Consider the following 14,928-nt stretch of genomic DNA (forward strand, 5'->3'; position numbering starts at 1 on the left):
ATCAAGTTTCCGTCCGCTTTCGCGGGTTGGCGGGTCAGCGGGCGCGGGGATGGGCCGTCTGGTAGGTCTCCATCAGGGCCTGGGGGCTGACGTGTGTGTAGATCTGCGTCGTGGTCACCGATGCGTGGCCCAGCAGCTCCTGGACCGAACGCACATCGGCGCCTCCCTCCAGCAGATGAGTGGCAAAGGAGTGCCGCAGGGTGTGGGGGTGCAGGGGTCTGTTCAGGCCCGCCCGGCGGCCGGCATCCCTGACCACCTGCCAGACGGTCTGCCTGGTCAGCCGCTTGCCCCGCTTGTTGAGGAAGACGGCACGCAGCTCCCTGCCCTTGGAGGCTCGATCGCACAGGCTGGACCGTCCCAGATTCAGGTAGGCCTCCATGGCCTGGCAGGCGTAGGAGCCCATAGGCACCAGACGCTGCTTGTCGCCCTTGCCGGTCAGGCGGACCACCCGCTCGTCAAGGTCCATGTCTTCCAAATCAGTGCCGACGGCCTCCGAGACCCGGCAGCCGGTGGCGTACATGAACTCCAGCAGGGCCTTGTCCCGCAGGACCACCGGATCCTTGGACCCGCCCATGGCGGCCACATCCAGCAGCCGGGTCACCTGGTCCACGTCCAGCACATCCGGCAGGGCCGAGGTGCCCTTGGGAGCCTTGACGGCACGAGAGACATCCTGGTCGGTCACCCCCTGCTTGAGGGCGAACCGGTGCCACTCATGGACGGCGGCCATCCTCCGCGAGCGGCTGGCTGGACTCTCGTCGGCCAGATGGGCCAGAAAGCCCTCCACATCGGCGGTTTGAATCTGCTCCAGGCTGGTGATGCCGCGGCCGGACAGCCAGTTGATGTACATGGTCAGATCGGACCGATAAGCCTTGACCGTGGCGGGGGCAAGACCCCGCTCCAGACCGGTGTAGGCCAGGAACTGATCCAGCAATGCAGTCAGCCCCTCCTGATGATCACCGTCCACTACTGCTTAACCTCCGGTTCTCTTCATCAGTGCTGGTCTTTAGGCCATATTCTAGCGCTCAGCTCCCTTGTTCCCGTGCTTCCAACGCGCCTGGGATCGAGATGGCCGATATCAAGATGGCCTATCAAGAGACCTCCTGGATCAGCCCCTGGATCCCTTTTTCCTGAAGAATCCGCCGGTAGGGGCCGGCCTCCCTGCCGATGATCCGGTCGATGGCGTGCATGCCCAGCAATTCGACCGGCGCATTGTCATCGGTCAATATCCTCCCCTTGGCATCCCCAACCGTGCTCAGTCGGGAGCTGACCTGCTCCATCATCCGGGACAGGTCCGGATCAGGGCTGACCCTGGCGGCCGCCTCCGCCAACAGGTCGGAACCCGGGTAGTCCCCCATCGCCTCCTTCTTGCCCTGGCTATCCCCTCCTGGTCCCGAGAAATCCTCGGAAGAGGGACGACGCGCAAAGAGCTCGCGGTTGGTGGTCCGGGGCACGTCGGCCGTCAGGATGGCATCAGACCCGAAGACCCTGGTGATGGTATTGGTCAGGGCCGCATTGATGGACCCCTGACCGTCGTCGATCATGTTCATGTTGACCACCATGACTCCGCCCGGATTCAGGTGGTTCCTGACCAGGGCGAAGAACTCGGTGGAGCTCATCTGGAAGGGGATGGTGATGTCCTGATAGGCATCGACCATGATCAGGTCGAAGCGCTGGCGACTGGCCGCCAGCCAGGCTCGGCCGTCGTAGGTGGAAACCGGGATATCGGCGGGCTGATCAAAATACTTGATGGCCAGGCTGCTGATGGCCTGGTCGATCTCCACCCCCTGGACGGCCATCCGAGGATAGTATCGCCTCAGTTGCCGGGCATAGGTCCCGGTCCCCATGCCCAGGATCAGGGCCGAGCGGGCCTGATCAGCCATGAGCGGCGCCGCCAGGGCCGTGTCGTAGTACATGCCGGTCATCCCGGGATGCTTCATGGTCACCGACTGAACGCCGAAGAGGACGTTGGTGGAGAGGATGGTCCTGTCCGCCAGGGTTTTGACCTGCAGGTAGTTGTAGATGGACTCGCCCTCGTAGGCCAGGCCCTTCTCCCAGAAGGCGAACCCCGTCATCGGCGACAGGGCGGCCGAGACCACAAAGGCCACCGTGGCGATCAGGCAGGCCAGGCGGTGGGCATGGGAGGAAAGAAAGTAGACCAAGGCCACCAGGAGCAGTATCCCGGAGAAGATCAGAAAGGTGACGAAGGTCCCTACGGCCGGGATGGTCACAAAGGTGGGCAGGAAGGTGCCCAGGATGGATCCTACGGTATTGCAGGCGCTGAGCCGGCCGACCACCGAAGCGTTGTCGTCCAGGGAGTCGGTGGCGCTCTTGACCAGGCCGGGGGTGATGGTCCCCAGAAGGAAGAGGGGCGGAACAAAGATGATCAGGCAGGAGATGAAGGCCGCCAGGACCAGGAAGTTGGTGGAGACGGCCACGATCAGCAGCCCCGAGATCAGGATGATCAGATACTTGCCGACCAGGGGGATCAGGGCGATCCAGACCGCCGCGGCCATAATGCACAGGTAGAGCCTGTCCGGGTCAGGGTTCCGGTCGGCCCAGCGGCCGCCGACGACGGCCCCCAGGGCCAGGGCGATCATGATGGTCCCGATGATGATGGTCCATACGATCTGGGAGGACGAGAAGTATGGAGCCAGCAGGCGGGAGGCCCCCAGCTCGGCGGCCATGACGGCCATCCCCGAGAAGAACTCCGTCACATAGAGAAAGATCCGAGACCGCAAAATAGGGCGCGACTGATTGATTCTGGCCCTTTTGGATGTACCGCTGCTCGGCGACTGACTGGCCTGACCTGCCGATGCTGCCGAGACAGCCGATGCGTCTGCGCTGTGATCACTGTTCATGGCGGCTCCCGGCATCATTGTCGTCAATCAACTTACCGTCCCCATGAGGAATGGTCAAATATGCAAAGAACCCCGCGAAAGGCGGGGTTCTTGTAGTAGGGTGTCCAGGTCCGCTGATCAGGCAGCGACCGGAGCGTTCACATCGGCAGGCAGGGCCTTCTTGGCCTCAGCCACGATGGCGTTGAAGGTGTCGATGTCGTTGACGACCAGGTCGGCCAGGGCACGGCGATCCAGCTCGATGCCGGCCAGGCGCAGACCCTGGATGAAGCGGTTGTAGGTGATTCCCTGGGCGCGGCATCCGGCGTTGATGCGCTGGATCCACAGCTTGCGGAAGTCGCCCTTGCGGGCCTTGCGGTCCCGGAAGTTGTATGTATATGAATGAAGCAGCTGCTCCTTGGCCTTGCGGTAGAGACGGGAGCGCTGGCCACGGTAGCCTGACGCCCGCTCCAGGACGACCCGACGCTTCTTATGCGCGTTGACTGCCCGCTTGACTCGTGCCATAGATATTCCTCAGCTTTCTAAAATCTCACTCGACGCGACTGCACCCGCTCAGCGGGCCAGCATCCTCTTCATGTTCTTGGACTGGGTCGGAGCGAGCACCTCGTCAGTGGACAGGTGACGACGCTTCTTGGCCGACTTGTGCTCCAGATTGTGGCGCATACCGGTCCCGGCGTGCATGAGCTTGCCCGAACCCGTGGTCCGGACGCGCTTGGATGCGGCGGAGTTACTTTTCATCTTCGGCATTGCTGCCCTCCTTGGATTTCATCTGCTTGGGAGAAGTATTGTTGTCGGCCTTGGCAGCCAGATGGGCCGCCTGACGGGCCTTGCGCTCGGCACGGGCCTGGCCGCCCCGCCGACGCTGCTCGGACTGGGTGTGGACCTTCTTGCCCTTGGGCGACAGGGTCATGATGATGTTGCGCCCCTCCTGCTTGGGGGCGAACTCGATGGAGCCCAGATCCGCGACGTCGTCAGCCAGCTTGCGCAGGAGCTCCACTCCGCCGATGGGCCGGGACTGCTCACGCCCACGCAGCATGATGGTGACCTTGACCTTGTCTCCGGCGGACAGGAAGCGGCGCACGTGCCCCTCCTTGACCTCGAAGTCGTGGTCGTCGATCTTCAATCTGAAGCGGATCTCCTTGATCTCCGACATGCTCTGATTGCGGCGCGCCTCACGAGCCTTGATCTTCTCGTTGTATTTGAACTTGCCGTAATCAATGAGCTTGGCGACCGGAGGCTTGGCCTTGGGCGCAACCTCGACCAGGTCAAGGTTGGCCTCCTTGGCCAGGTTGAGGGCGACGGAGGTCGCAATGATTCCCACCTGTTCGCCGTTGGGCCCGATCAGGCGTACCTGAGACACTCGTATATCGTCGTTAATCCTTGGTTCGTCGCTAATGATGACTCCTTCTCAAATACCACAACATCCACTGCCTGGCGAAGAACCCATAGGTTTCGAACATGACCGTCGCTGCTGTATGGCAACGAAACCGCCAATGCCTGCACCGTACGTGATGACGGGCAACCGTCATCGACGCAGGTCGAACCCGAAGCCATGGAAGGCTCCCAGGTGGGATCATCCGCTTTCTTGATTTCTCAAGCCGAATAGCAGTATAACACAGGCCTCAGGACAGACCCCTAGGCTTGAAGGTCCATCAGCTCCGGCTTGGTTCCGTCGTGGATGAAGTAGACGTCATACCAGGTCAGGAAGGAGTAGACGGTCCAGATCTTGCGGCGGGCGTCGTTGCGCTTGGCGTAGTTGTCGTCCAGCATGCGCAGCAAGGCCTTCTGGTCGAAGAACTCGGAGACCCATTCCTGCTCGAACATGCTGCGGACCAGCCGGTAGTAACGCTCCTGATGCAGCCAGTCCCGGATGGGCACGGGGAAGCCCAGCTTCTCCCTGGCGGACCACTCCCGGGGAATATGGCGGTCGGCAGCCTTGCGGAAGGCGAACTTGGTGTTCTGATCAGTGATCAGGTATTTGGTAGGCACCTTCTCGGCCACATCCATCAGCTTGCGGTCCAGCAGGGGCACCCGCAGCTCCAGGGAGTGGGCCATGGTCATCTTGTCAGCCTTGAGCAGGATGTCCCCGGGCATCCACTGATGCATGTCCAGGTACTGCTTCTTCTTGAGCTCGGACAGGCTGCGACCCTTGAGCCGGGCGTAGATTCGCCCAGTGATCTCAGAGACACGGGGAGCCTTGCGGTAGGCCGGCTTGAGCAGCCTGCCGGCCTCGTCCTCGTCGAAGACCTTGGCCTGGCCGATGAAGCTCTCCTCGGCGGGGGCCAGGTTGGCGTAGAGGTGCCAGGCCCCGTGGAAGTGCTTGCCCTTGGCCCAGCGTCCGATGGCATACCGGGCCTTGCGCGGCAACCGGCCCAGGAGGCGGGTGACATCCTTGATGATCCGCGAGCGCGTGTGCACGCCGTAGTCTATATAGCCTGCGAAGAGCTCGTCGGCGCCCTCCCCGCTCAGGACCACGCGCAGGTCCCGGCTGGCCAGCTCGGAAAGGAAGAAGAGCGGCACGCAGGAGGGATTGGAGTCAGGTTCGTCCATATACCACTGAATCTGCGGGAAATAGCTGAAGGCCTGGTCACCGTCCAGGGACTCGGTGGTGTTGTTGAGCTTGAGTATGGAGGCGAGCTCGCCAGCCTGGTCGGACTCGTTGTAGGTTCCCTTGCCGAAGCCGATCGAATAGGTGTGCCGGGGGCGTGCCAAGGCTGCGACATAGCTGGAGTCCACCCCGGAGGAGAGGAAGGATCCCACCTCCACATCGGCCACCTGGTGAGCCTTGACCGAATCCTGGACGGTCTGGTCGATGGAGTCGACCAGGTCCTTCAGATCCTGCTTGCTCTCCCCAAAGGCCGGGTCATAATACTGGTGGATGTCCATCTTCCCGTCCCGGAAGGTGAACCAATGGCCCTCGGGAAGCTTGAATACGCCCTTGAAGAAGGTCTCCGGAAGCGCCGGGTACTGGAAGGTCATGTAGGGACGCAGGGCCTGGGTATTGAGCTCCTTGTGGAAGTCCGGATGCTGCAGGAGGCTCTTGATCTCCGAGGCGTACATGAAGGTGCCGCCCATCCGGGCGTAATAGAAGGGCTTGATGCCGAAGTGGTCCCGGGCCCCGAAGAGTTCGCCGCGGCCGCGGTCCCAGATGACGAAGGCGAACATGCCGCGCAGGCGGTTGACCACCTGGTGGCCCCACTGCTCGTAGCCGTGCAGGATGACCTCGGTGTCGGACTCGGTGGAGAAGGTGTGCCCCAGGTCGATCAGCTGGCGGCGCAGTTCACGGTAGTTGTAGATCTCCCCGTTCATGGTGATGGCCATGGAGGAGTCCTCGTTGAAGATGGGCTGGTCGCCGCCCTGCAGGTCGATGATGCTCAGGCGCCGAAAGCCCAGGGCCACCCGCTCATCGACGAAATGCCCCTCGTTGTCGGGGCCTCGGTGGGCGATGATGTCCGTCATCCGCTTGAGCACGGCCGTTTTTTCCTCGGCAGAGGTGTCGTTGACGAACCCAGCAATTCCGCACATTGGCATGACTCCTTATCAATCCACCAGCAGTCCACAATAGCCTAAAAGGGCAACAGGGAACAGACCGGCCTCATGCGTGGACTGCGCCGGAACCCCATGGGTCAGAAGCTCCGGCGTGTCACTGGAGGCAGAACGGTCAACGGCTAACCTGGTCTACCAAGGGCAGGTAGTCCCCGTAGCCTTCCTCCTCCATCCGGTCCCGCGGCACGAACCGCAGGGCGGCGGAGTTCATGCAGTAGCGCTGCCCGCCACGGTCAGCAGGGCCGTCGTCGAAGACGTGTCCCAGATGGATGCCGGTCTGTGCCGTCCGCACCTCGATCCGGGGCCGGCCCAGCAGCTTGTAGTCCTTGCGGTTGACCAGCAGGTCGGGATCGATGGGCTTGGTGAATGCCGGCCAGCCGCAGCCCGAGTCGTACTTGTCCGCCGAGGAGAAGAGCGGCTGTCCACTGACCACGTCCACATAGATGCCCGGGCGGAACTCCCCGTCGTAGGCGTTGGTGAAAGGCCTCTCGGTGGCCGAGTGCTGGGTGACCTCGTAGCTTTCAGGGTCCAGGGACCAGATGCGCTCGATATAGCGCTGGCGGGAGGCGGCGTTGGCGATGGCCTCCAGAGGGATGTGGCAGTATCCGCCGGGGTTCTTGAGCAGATAGTCCTGGTGGGACTCCTCCGCCGGATAAAAGTTGATCAGGGCTTCCACCTGCACAGCGGGGTGACGGCCGGTCCTGCGCTCCAGCTCATCCAGGGCGCGGCGGAAGACGGGCTCCTCCTGCTCGCGATCCTCAGGATCCCAGTAGAGGCCGCTGCGATACTGCCTGCCCCGGTCGTTGCCCTGCCGATCCACCGAGAAGGGGTCGATCAGATCCAGCAGAAGCAGGGTCAGGGTCCGCAGACTGACGCTCTGGGGATCATAGGTCAGCCGCACGCTCTCCACGGCGTCGGTGACACCGCTGCAGACCTGCTCATAGCTGGGGTTGGGCACTGTGGACTGGGCGTATCCCACCTGGGTGTCGGTGATCCCGTCCACCTCCTGGAAGAACCGCTCAACGCCCCAGAAACATCCCCCTGCCAGGACGACCGTGGCCGGGTTGTTGGTCGAAATCTTGTTCTTGTCCATGATTCCTCCTCGCATACCGGTGCCTATCGCTAGGTTCAACAGGAGCGGGAGAGCGCCTATTCCACGCCCGTCCCGTCTTGACAGCCTTCTCACATTGTCGACCAGCCTATCCGCGCAGCGCGAGAGGGGATTATCATTGCTGACCATTCCCCAAACGAAGTCAGGAGGCGGTTCATGCAGCGAGTGCAGGAAGACGCTGACGAAGACGCGGAGTCCTCCGGGACCATCCTGGGCTCCCTGGCTGCGGCCTTCCCACGGACCCTGCCCATCATGGCCGGATTCCTGGTGCTGGGGATTTCCTACGGTTTTCTGATGACCAGCCGTGGCTTCCCGGTGGTCTACCCGGTGGCCATGAGCGCCCTGATCTACGCCGGATCCATGGAGTTCGTGACCGTGGACCTGCTCATGTCAACCTTCAACCCCTGGGGCGCGCTGATGCTGACCCTGATGGTCAATGCACGCCACCTCTTCTACGGCCTGGCCATGCTGCCGGTCTTTCGAGGGACGGGCCGGAAGAAGCCCTACCTGATCTTCGGCATGTGCGATGAGACCTTCGCCCTGGAGTCCGCCGATCCTCACCCGGCCGGGACCGACAAGGGCTGGTACCTCTTCTTCGTCACCCTGCTCGACCAGATCTACTGGGTGGGCGGCGCCACCCTGGGCGCCGTGCTGGGCAACCTGGCCAACTTCGACACCAGGGGGCTGGATTTCGTGCTGACCGCCATGTTCCTGGTCCTCTTTCTTGAGCAGTGGCGGCAGGCCGAGGCCCGCCTGCCTGCCATGATCGGTCTGCTGGCCTCCTTGGCCTGCCTGCTGGTCTTCGGACCTGACCGGTTCATCATCCCGTCCATGGTGGTCATCCTGGCCATCTTCATCCTCTTGGACTTCCACAGCCAGAGGGAGGCCTCATGACCACCACGCAGCAACTGATCACCATAGGCATTGTGGTCCTGGGAACCATGGCCACCAGATTCCTGCCCTTCATCATCTGGCCGGAGGGGCGTCGGCCGCCGGCCCTGGTGACCAGGCTGGGGCGACTGCTGCCCGCCGCCGTCATGGGACTGCTGGTGGTCTATTCGCTCCGGCACACCAACCTGGTCGGAGGCGACCACGGGATCTATGAAGCCCTGGCTCTGCTGGTCACGACCCTGGTCCACCTGCGCTGGCGAAACATGATGGTCAGCATCGCCTGCGGGACCCTGACCTACATGGCCCTGGTGCAGGGGTGGGTGAGCTTCCTGGTCGGTCTGGCTGGTCTGGGATGATGGAGACGCCTTCAAGGGACGAGCGCAGAAAGAAGAATCGCATGCAGGATGACGGCCAGTCGGGCGAGACTGTCCAAGCACCGCTCTGCCGGATCTGGGGCGCAGGACAGTACTTTGGCGAAGAGACGGCACGCGGCGGTCAGGCCCTGGTCATCGCAGCAGACGGAGGGCTGGAGCCGGCCCTGGAGCACGGGGACGAGCCCGAGCTGGTCGTCGGCGACTTCGATTCCCTGCCCGCTGGCAGCCGGAAGCTGCGCACGGACATCCCCCGCCGCGTCCTGCCTGCCGAAAAGGACGACACAGACCTGCTGGCCGCGGTCAAGGTGGGCTGGCGGCGGGGCTGCCGACGGTTCCTTATATATGGTGGCCTGGGCGGACGCATGGACCACACGCTGGCCAATCTGAACCTGATCCATCTGATCGCCGCCAGCGGGGGCCGGGCCGAACTCTGGGGTCAAGGGATGCTGGTCACGGCCCTTGGCCCTGGAAGCCTGGACTTCCCCGCCTGGGACTGCCCGCCCAGGTCCATGGTCTCCGTCCTGGCAGCCGACGACCAGGCTCTGGGAGTAGTCGAGCAGGGCCTCAAATACCAGACGGATGGCATGACCATGACCAACCGGGAGGTGACCGGCGTCAGCAACGAGTTCCTGCCCGGCAGACCGGCCCACATAGGTCTGAAACAGGGAGCGGTATTCGTCACCTACCCCACCTCGGCGCCTCAGCCGGTCTGGAGCACCAGCCTGGAGCCCAGAGCCGACCTGGGCTCCCTGGAGACGCGGCCCTCCCGGCGGCTGGCCTGAGCCCCTTTTTGACTTTGAAAACCCACTTGGAAAGGAAAGAACTATGGCAGCATCACCTACAGCCCAGCACCCGCTCTTCATCTGCTACAGCCGCTGCTCAACCTGCGCCAAGGCCCGCACCTGGCTGCGCGACCACAATGTGGACTTCACCGAGCGCGACATCAAGGAGGACCGCCCCACCCAGGAGGAACTGACCGCCTGGCTGGACATGAGCGGCCTGCCCGTCCGACGATTCTTCAATACCTCGGGCCAGGCCTATCGCAGCCAGGGCTTAAGCAAACGTCTGCCGCAGATGGACACGGAACAGGCTCTGCAGCTGCTGTCCACCGACGGCATGCTGGTCAAGCGTCCCATCCTGCTGGATGGCCGGCATGTCCTGGTCGGATTCCGTCAGCAGCAGTGGGAGGATTGGCTGGCCGATACGAACGAAAATCCTCACAATTCTTGATCGTTTCATTACGCAAACAGACAACAAAACCTACCAATTTTTTTGTTCGTTTTTTCCTTGGCAGAACCCGCGTTATCGCTTGCTATAAGTACACAGGGTTCTATAAACTATGAGATGTTATCAGTAATCGGCCATATACGGTCCGGTAATTTTTGTGCTGTATACGGCCAATCTCCAAGGGAGAATTGAATGACAGTAAAGATTGGCATCAACGGATTCGGACGTATCGGTCGTCTGGCCTTCCGGCGCATCTTTGAGCTCCAAGCCCGTGGCGGCGACGCCTCCAACATCGAGGTTGCCGCCATCAACGATCTGACCACCCCGGCCATTCTGGCCTATCTGCTCAAGTACGACAGCACCCAGGGCACCTTCCGTCACGACGACGGCACCCCTGTCTCCGTCACCTCCACCGACACCGCCATCGTGGTGGACGGCAAGGAGTACCCGGTCTATGCCGAGAAGGACGCCAACAACATCCCCTGGGTCAAGAACGACGGCGTGGACTATGTGCTGGAGTGCACCGGCTTCTACACCTCGGCCGAGAAGTCCCAGGCCCACCTGAACGCCGGAGCCAAGAAGGTTCTGATCTCCGCCCCCGCCAAGGACGACACCACGCCCACCGTGGTCTACGGCGTCAACGAGGAGACCCTGAAGTCCTCCGACAAGATTATCTCCGCCGGATCCTGCACCACCGGCTCCCTGGCCGCCATGGTCAAGATGCTGGATGACAACTTCGGCATCCGCATCGGCTACATGACCACCATCCACGCCTACACCGGCTCCCAGATGCTGCTGGACGGCCCCAAGGGCAACAAGCCGCGCAACACCCGCGCCGCCGCCATCAACACCATCGAGCACTCCACCGGCGCCGCCAAGGCCATCGGCAAGGTCGTTCCCTCCGTTGACGGCAAGCTGCAGGGCCATGCACAGCGCGTGGCCGTTCCCTCCGGATCCGTCACCGAGCTGACCTGCGTCCTGGACAAGAAGGTCACCGTCGAGGAGATCAACGACGCCGCCAAGAAGGCCTTCGAGGGCAAGGACTACTACGGCTACAACGACGAGGGCATCGTCTCCTCCGACGTGATCGGCGACACCCACGGCGGCGTCTTCGATCCCACCCAGACCGATGTCAACACCCACGGCGACGACCAGCTGGTCCGCACCGTTGCCTTCTACGACAACGAGTACGGCTTCACCAGCAACATGATCCGCACCCTGCTCTACTTCGCCAAGCTGGGCGACTGAGCATCCGGCCGGTTCTTCCGGCCATAACGATTTCGGGGTCCGTTCCCTACGGGGGCGGGCCCCTTGTTTGTAATCAGCGCCTCCGGGTGAGCGCCCGCATGGCCAGGTCGCAGACCAGGCCGACGACCATGCCCGCCAGAAAGCCGAAGGCCATGACCGCCAGAGGATTGTTTTCCAGCCATGAGGCGGCCAGATACCCCAGGGTCCACATGTAGATGGACCAGAGCAGGCCGGCCAGGGCAGCCAGGGGCAGGTAACGGTTCAGCGGATACCGCGCCGCGCCGGCCGTCAGATTGACCACGGTCCGGCCCGAGGGCACGAAGCGCGAGGCCAGCGTGAAGAAGCCGCCTCCATGCAGCAGGGCCCGGTGGGCCCATGAGGTCACAGCCTTGCCTGCGGCACCACGGAAGACGGCCAGACGATTCAGCGGGACCATCCTCCCCAGCCCATAGGTGCAGGCATCGCCGCCTGCGAAGGCCAGGGCGCATACCAGAAAGACCAGCACAGGCAGAGGTTGTCCCGAGGCCCGGAAGGCCGAAGCCGTCGCCAGGACCATGAGCTCCGTGGGTATGGGAATGATCAGCGCATCCAGAAAGGCGGCCAGGAAAAGCACGGCCAGCCCCCAGCCGCCCGTCACCGCATCAAGCAGCCAGGCATTGACAGCGGTCATGGACCACCCTTTCCGCGCGATGGCGCCAAAGACACCCCTCAGCCTCCCTAAACGGTCAGTACCTTAGCATGGAGTCATGAGCAAGAAGAAGCGGGCGGACTCGGATGCCGCGACCCCGGCCATGGCCCAGCTGGAGCTTCAGGGGGTTCCCTTCACCATCCACGAGTATCAGCACAACGCCGACCATATGGACCAGGGATACGGCATCGAGGCCGCCAAAAAGCTGGGCCTGGACCCGCGCACGGTCTACAAGACCCTGATGGCCGACACGGGCAAGGAACGGGTCATCGGCATTGTTCCGGTGACCGGCCACCTGAACCTCAAACATCTGGCGGCTGCCGTGGGCGCCAAGAAGGCCCGCATGGCCGACAAGGCCCAGGCCGAGCGGGAGAGCGGATATGTCCTGGGCGGCATCTCACCCTTCGGCCAGCGCACCCAGCACCTGACCGTACTGGACCAGGGCGCCCTGGAATTCGACACCATCATGGTCTCCGGCGGCAAGCGCGGGATCAGCCTGGGTCTGGACCCGCGGGATCTGATCCGTGTTCTCAAGGCCAAGACCGCCCCGCTGGCCACCGACTGAGGGATCTTAGCCCTGGAAGCTTAGCCCTGCGGCTGTGGAAGCTTCCTGGATGGCCGTGCGGAACGCAGGGCCGCAGGCAGTACGAAGTGCATGTGCTCGTCAACCGCCCGAGCCCGGGTCACCTGGGTGAACCCTCGGGAGGCCAGGGTCTCCAGCACCCCCTGAACCAGGTCTTCGGGAACCGAAGCACCCGAGGTGAGCCCTACCGAATCGATGCCCTGCAGCCAGACGGGATCCAGCTCGCCCGCATCGTCGACCCGGTGGGCCCTCTGCTCGCCCTGACCGGGAAAGCGCTCATCCAGGGCCTGACGGGCCACCTCGACCAGACGCACCGAATTAGAGGAGTTGGCCGACCCCACCACAATCATGCAGTCCGCCTGACCGGCCACCAGCTTGACCGCCTGCTGCCTGTTCTGGGTGGCATAGCAGATATCGGAGCCTGGAGGCTCCTCTATCCAGGGGAAGCGTCGACGCAGGGCCGCAGCCAGGTCGGCGGTCTCGTCCAGGCTCAGGGTGGTTTGGGTCAGCATGACCAAGGGCGTGTCGGGTCCAAAATCCAAGGCCTCAATATCGGCCTCATGCTCCACCAGATGAACCCGGTCCGGGGCCTCCCCCATGACACCCACAGCCTCGTCGTGCCCACGGTGGCCTATGTAAATGATCCGGTAGCCGTCTCGAACGAAGCGCTGGACCTCCCGGTGGACCTTGCTGACCAGGGGGCATGAGGCATCGACCACGCGCATTCCCCGCCGCTGGGCCTCCTTGACGACCGAGGGGGCGATGCCATGGGCCGAGAAGACCACAGGAACCCCGGCACGAACGGCCTGGTCAGGAATCTGATCCAGCTCGTCCACGAAGACAGCCCCCCGCTGGGCTAGATCCTCGACCACATGCCGGTTGTGGACTATTTGCCGGCGCACATAGACCGGCGGCAGCCCCTGGTGGGGGTTGTCCGCATCCAGGATGGTCTGCACGGTCTGGATGGCACGGTCCACCCCCGCGCAGAACCCGCGCGGATCAGCCAGGATGACCCGCCCATGCCCCTGCGGGGTCGGCTGTTCGCACACGGTGGTCCGAAATCCTGCCACTGCCGCTCCTTATCGATGTCAATCCGGACGGTCCCGGAGATTGCAAGACCATGGTAGAAAGCCAGAACGGCTCCCGGTAGTCCATGCGCCACTCTTTCACCAAGAAGCCAAGACCGCCAAGGCGCTAGGATGGTGGCGTACCAAGCATCAACGGCACTATGGAAGTGGGAGCATGCATACGAACGAGATGATGGGCGGGGCCGTGCCCCGGACCGGACAGCAGTACAGCATCCGTCATGGGGACTACGAGGCGGTAGTGACCGAGCTGGGAGCCATCCTGCGCGTCCTGAAATACCAGGGAAAGGACCTGCTGGCCTCATTCGACCCGGATGGAACCGTACCCTGCAGCAACGGGAACGTGCTGGTCCCCTTCCCCAACCGGATTGAGGACGGCACCTACGACTTCCAAGGCCACACCTACACCCTGCCCATCGATGAGCACGACCGGCGCACCGCCATCCACGGCTACGGCTACCGCGCCTACTGGCACCTGCAGGTTCTGGCCGAAGACTCCGTCAGCCTCTCCTGGCGGGTGCCCGACATGGCCGGATACCCCTTCGACGTGGTGGTCACCGTCACCTACACCCTGGACGACCAGGGGCTGACCATGACCACCCGGGCCCTGAACCTGGGAGACGAGGCCGCGCCCTGGGCCTTCGGCATCCACCCCTGGCTGTCCAACGGCAAGCAGGGCGTCGGTGACCAGATTCAGAAGGACAACGCCCCCTGCACCCTGTCCATCCCCTGCCGCACCCACGTAGTGGTCGACCCGGACAGGCTGCTGCCCACCGGCACCGAACCTGTCCAGGGACGGACCGATCTGCGTCAGGGCCTTGTGCTGGGCGAGGATGTGGCCTTCGACGACGCATGGACCGATGTGGAGCGGGACGACGACGGCACCTGCTCGGCCTGGTTCACCAGGCCGGACGGCATCCGCATTCAGCTCTGGGGCGATGAGACCATCACCTCCTGGCAGGTCTGCACCGGGACCGGCTTCGACGCAGGCATGCGCCCGGCAGGCGTTGCCGTGGAGCCCATGACCGCCTATGCCAATGCCTTCCGAACAGGCCGGAACCTGGTCATTCTGCAGCCTGCCGCCGTCTACACCACCCAGGTGGGATACCGGGCACAACAGCTCTGAGCGGACCGTCCGGTCGACAAAGGTCACCCCGGTGTGCGATAATCGGCAAGGCTTATCGGATCATCAGTAGCAAAGGAGTCCAATCATGGGCATGCGCGGACGCAAGCGCAGGGATCGCCGCAAGAAGGCCGCCAACCACGGCAAGAGGCCGAACACCTGATCGTCTGCCCCGGCACCAACGGTGCCGGGGTTTT

The 14,928-nt window shown here is 63.2% G+C and carries 17 protein-coding genes; 8 read left to right on the plus strand and 9 right to left on the minus strand.

Features of this window, described 5'->3' with window-relative positions; all coding sequences use genetic code 11:
• Positions 1 to 34: 34 nt before the first annotated feature.
• The 7 genes from xerD to msrB form a co-directional block, all read right to left on the minus strand.
• Positions 35 to 964: a site-specific tyrosine recombinase XerD gene (gene xerD, locus QRX41_RS06090; RefSeq protein WP_045924142.1), complete on the minus strand. Its 930-nt coding sequence runs from the start codon at positions 962 to 964 to the stop codon at positions 35 to 37.
• Positions 965 to 1,088: 124 nt separating this feature from the next.
• Positions 1,089 to 2,714, minus strand: coding sequence for a spermidine synthase (locus QRX41_RS06095; RefSeq protein ID WP_231575759.1), 1,626 nt, complete (start codon positions 2,712 to 2,714; stop codon positions 1,089 to 1,091).
• A gap of 261 nt (positions 2,715 to 2,975) precedes the next feature.
• Positions 2,976 to 3,359, minus strand: coding sequence for a 50S ribosomal protein L20 (gene rplT / locus QRX41_RS06100; RefSeq protein ID WP_015021618.1), 384 nt, complete (start codon positions 3,357 to 3,359; stop codon positions 2,976 to 2,978).
• Positions 3,360 to 3,407: 48 nt separating this feature from the next.
• Positions 3,408 to 3,602 (minus strand): 50S ribosomal protein L35, encoded by a 195-nt coding sequence (rpmI, locus tag QRX41_RS06105; protein WP_015021617.1) that lies wholly within the window; start codon positions 3,600 to 3,602, stop codon positions 3,408 to 3,410.
• Complete coding sequence (gene infC / locus QRX41_RS06110) at positions 3,583 to 4,254, minus strand: translation initiation factor IF-3 (protein ID WP_029676114.1); 672 nt, start codon at positions 4,252 to 4,254, stop codon at positions 3,583 to 3,585. The genes rpmI and infC overlap by 20 nt, the downstream gene beginning before the upstream one ends.
• 236 nt (positions 4,255 to 4,490) lie before the next feature.
• Entirely contained in the window at positions 4,491 to 6,380 is a 1,890-nt protein-coding gene (asnB, locus tag QRX41_RS06115; RefSeq protein WP_313839368.1) for an asparagine synthase (glutamine-hydrolyzing), read from the minus strand.
• 136 nt (positions 6,381 to 6,516) lie between these two features.
• A complete protein-coding gene (msrB, locus tag QRX41_RS06120; RefSeq protein ID WP_313839370.1) occupies positions 6,517 to 7,494 on the minus strand; it encodes a peptide-methionine (R)-S-oxide reductase MsrB in 978 nt (325 codons plus the stop codon).
• Between the two features lie 174 nt (positions 7,495 to 7,668).
• Between msrB and QRX41_RS06125 the strand changes: the two genes are divergently transcribed.
• From QRX41_RS06125 to gap, 5 genes are all read left to right on the plus strand, one after another.
• A complete protein-coding gene (locus QRX41_RS06125) occupies positions 7,669 to 8,406 on the plus strand; it encodes an AzlC family ABC transporter permease (protein WP_313839372.1) in 738 nt (245 codons plus the stop codon).
• A complete protein-coding gene (locus tag QRX41_RS06130; RefSeq protein WP_313839374.1) occupies positions 8,403 to 8,759 on the plus strand; it encodes a branched-chain amino acid transporter permease in 357 nt (118 codons plus the stop codon). The genes QRX41_RS06125 and QRX41_RS06130 overlap by 4 nt, the downstream gene beginning before the upstream one ends.
• Before the next feature lie 41 nt (positions 8,760 to 8,800).
• Positions 8,801 to 9,559, plus strand: a complete 759-nt coding sequence (locus QRX41_RS06135) for a thiamine diphosphokinase (protein WP_313839376.1) — start codon at positions 8,801 to 8,803, stop codon at positions 9,557 to 9,559.
• Between the two features lie 43 nt (positions 9,560 to 9,602).
• On the plus strand, positions 9,603 to 10,007 hold the full coding sequence (locus QRX41_RS06140; RefSeq protein ID WP_313839377.1) for an arsenate reductase family protein: 405 nt from the start codon (positions 9,603 to 9,605) through the stop codon (positions 10,005 to 10,007).
• Positions 10,008 to 10,196: 189 nt separating this feature from the next.
• Positions 10,197 to 11,252: a type I glyceraldehyde-3-phosphate dehydrogenase gene (gap, locus tag QRX41_RS06145; RefSeq protein ID WP_313839379.1), complete on the plus strand. Its 1,056-nt coding sequence runs from the start codon at positions 10,197 to 10,199 to the stop codon at positions 11,250 to 11,252.
• 73 nt (positions 11,253 to 11,325) lie between these two features.
• Here gap and QRX41_RS06150 read toward each other — a convergent pair whose 3' ends face one another.
• Positions 11,326 to 11,922 carry a DedA family protein gene (locus QRX41_RS06150; RefSeq protein ID WP_313839380.1) on the minus strand — a complete coding sequence of 199 codons (597 nt, stop codon included), beginning with the start codon at positions 11,920 to 11,922 and terminating at the stop codon, positions 11,326 to 11,328.
• 76 nt (positions 11,923 to 11,998) lie between these two features.
• On the opposite strand from QRX41_RS06150, the gene ybaK reads away from it, so the two are divergent.
• Entirely contained in the window at positions 11,999 to 12,505 is a 507-nt protein-coding gene (gene ybaK, locus QRX41_RS06155) for a Cys-tRNA(Pro) deacylase (protein WP_313839382.1), read from the plus strand.
• A gap of 20 nt (positions 12,506 to 12,525) precedes the next feature.
• Here ybaK and QRX41_RS06160 read toward each other — a convergent pair whose 3' ends face one another.
• Complete coding sequence (locus tag QRX41_RS06160; protein ID WP_313839383.1) at positions 12,526 to 13,593, minus strand: 4-hydroxy-3-methylbut-2-enyl diphosphate reductase; 1,068 nt, start codon at positions 13,591 to 13,593, stop codon at positions 12,526 to 12,528.
• Between the two features lie 172 nt (positions 13,594 to 13,765).
• Between QRX41_RS06160 and QRX41_RS06165 the strand changes: the two genes are divergently transcribed.
• Complete coding sequence (locus QRX41_RS06165) at positions 13,766 to 14,734, plus strand: aldose 1-epimerase family protein (protein ID WP_156147905.1); 969 nt, start codon at positions 13,766 to 13,768, stop codon at positions 14,732 to 14,734.
• 85 nt (positions 14,735 to 14,819) lie between these two features.
• The gene (locus QRX41_RS08495; protein WP_099327425.1) at positions 14,820 to 14,894 is read left to right on the plus strand and encodes a 50S ribosomal protein bL37; all 75 of its coding nucleotides are present in this window, start codon (positions 14,820 to 14,822) and stop codon (positions 14,892 to 14,894) included.
• The last annotated feature ends 34 nt before the right edge of the window (positions 14,895 to 14,928 follow it).

This window comes from Bifidobacterium kimbladii (genome assembly GCF_032193675.1).
GTDB lineage: Bacteria > Actinomycetota > Actinomycetes > Actinomycetales > Bifidobacteriaceae > Bombiscardovia > Bombiscardovia kimbladii.

What these genes read in the sequence shown, in the direction of transcription:
- QRX41_RS06125 (WP_313839372.1), top strand. Translation starts at nt 7,669, where the DNA reads ATGCAGCGAGTGCAGGAAGACGCTGACGAAGACGCGGAGTCCTCCGGG.
- ybaK (WP_313839382.1), top strand. Translation starts at nt 11,999, where the DNA reads ATGAGCAAGAAGAAGCGGGCGGACTCGGATGCCGCGACCCCGGCCATG.
- rpmI (WP_015021617.1), bottom strand. Translation starts at nt 3,602, where the DNA reads ATGCCGAAGATGAAAAGTAACTCCGCCGCATCCAAGCGCGTCCGGACC.
- gap (WP_313839379.1), top strand. Translation starts at nt 10,197, where the DNA reads ATGACAGTAAAGATTGGCATCAACGGATTCGGACGTATCGGTCGTCTG.
- QRX41_RS06130 (WP_313839374.1), top strand. Translation starts at nt 8,403, where the DNA reads ATGACCACCACGCAGCAACTGATCACCATAGGCATTGTGGTCCTGGGA.
- rplT (WP_015021618.1), bottom strand. Translation starts at nt 3,359, where the DNA reads ATGGCACGAGTCAAGCGGGCAGTCAACGCGCATAAGAAGCGTCGGGTC.
- QRX41_RS06140 (WP_313839377.1), top strand. Translation starts at nt 9,603, where the DNA reads ATGGCAGCATCACCTACAGCCCAGCACCCGCTCTTCATCTGCTACAGC.
- QRX41_RS06135 (WP_313839376.1), top strand. Translation starts at nt 8,801, where the DNA reads ATGCAGGATGACGGCCAGTCGGGCGAGACTGTCCAAGCACCGCTCTGC.
- QRX41_RS06150 (WP_313839380.1), bottom strand. Translation starts at nt 11,922, where the DNA reads ATGACCGCTGTCAATGCCTGGCTGCTTGATGCGGTGACGGGCGGCTGG.
- QRX41_RS06165 (WP_156147905.1), top strand. Translation starts at nt 13,766, where the DNA reads ATGCATACGAACGAGATGATGGGCGGGGCCGTGCCCCGGACCGGACAG.
- asnB (WP_313839368.1), bottom strand. Translation starts at nt 6,380, where the DNA reads ATGTGCGGAATTGCTGGGTTCGTCAACGACACCTCTGCCGAGGAAAAA.
- msrB (WP_313839370.1), bottom strand. Translation starts at nt 7,494, where the DNA reads ATGGACAAGAACAAGATTTCGACCAACAACCCGGCCACGGTCGTCCTG.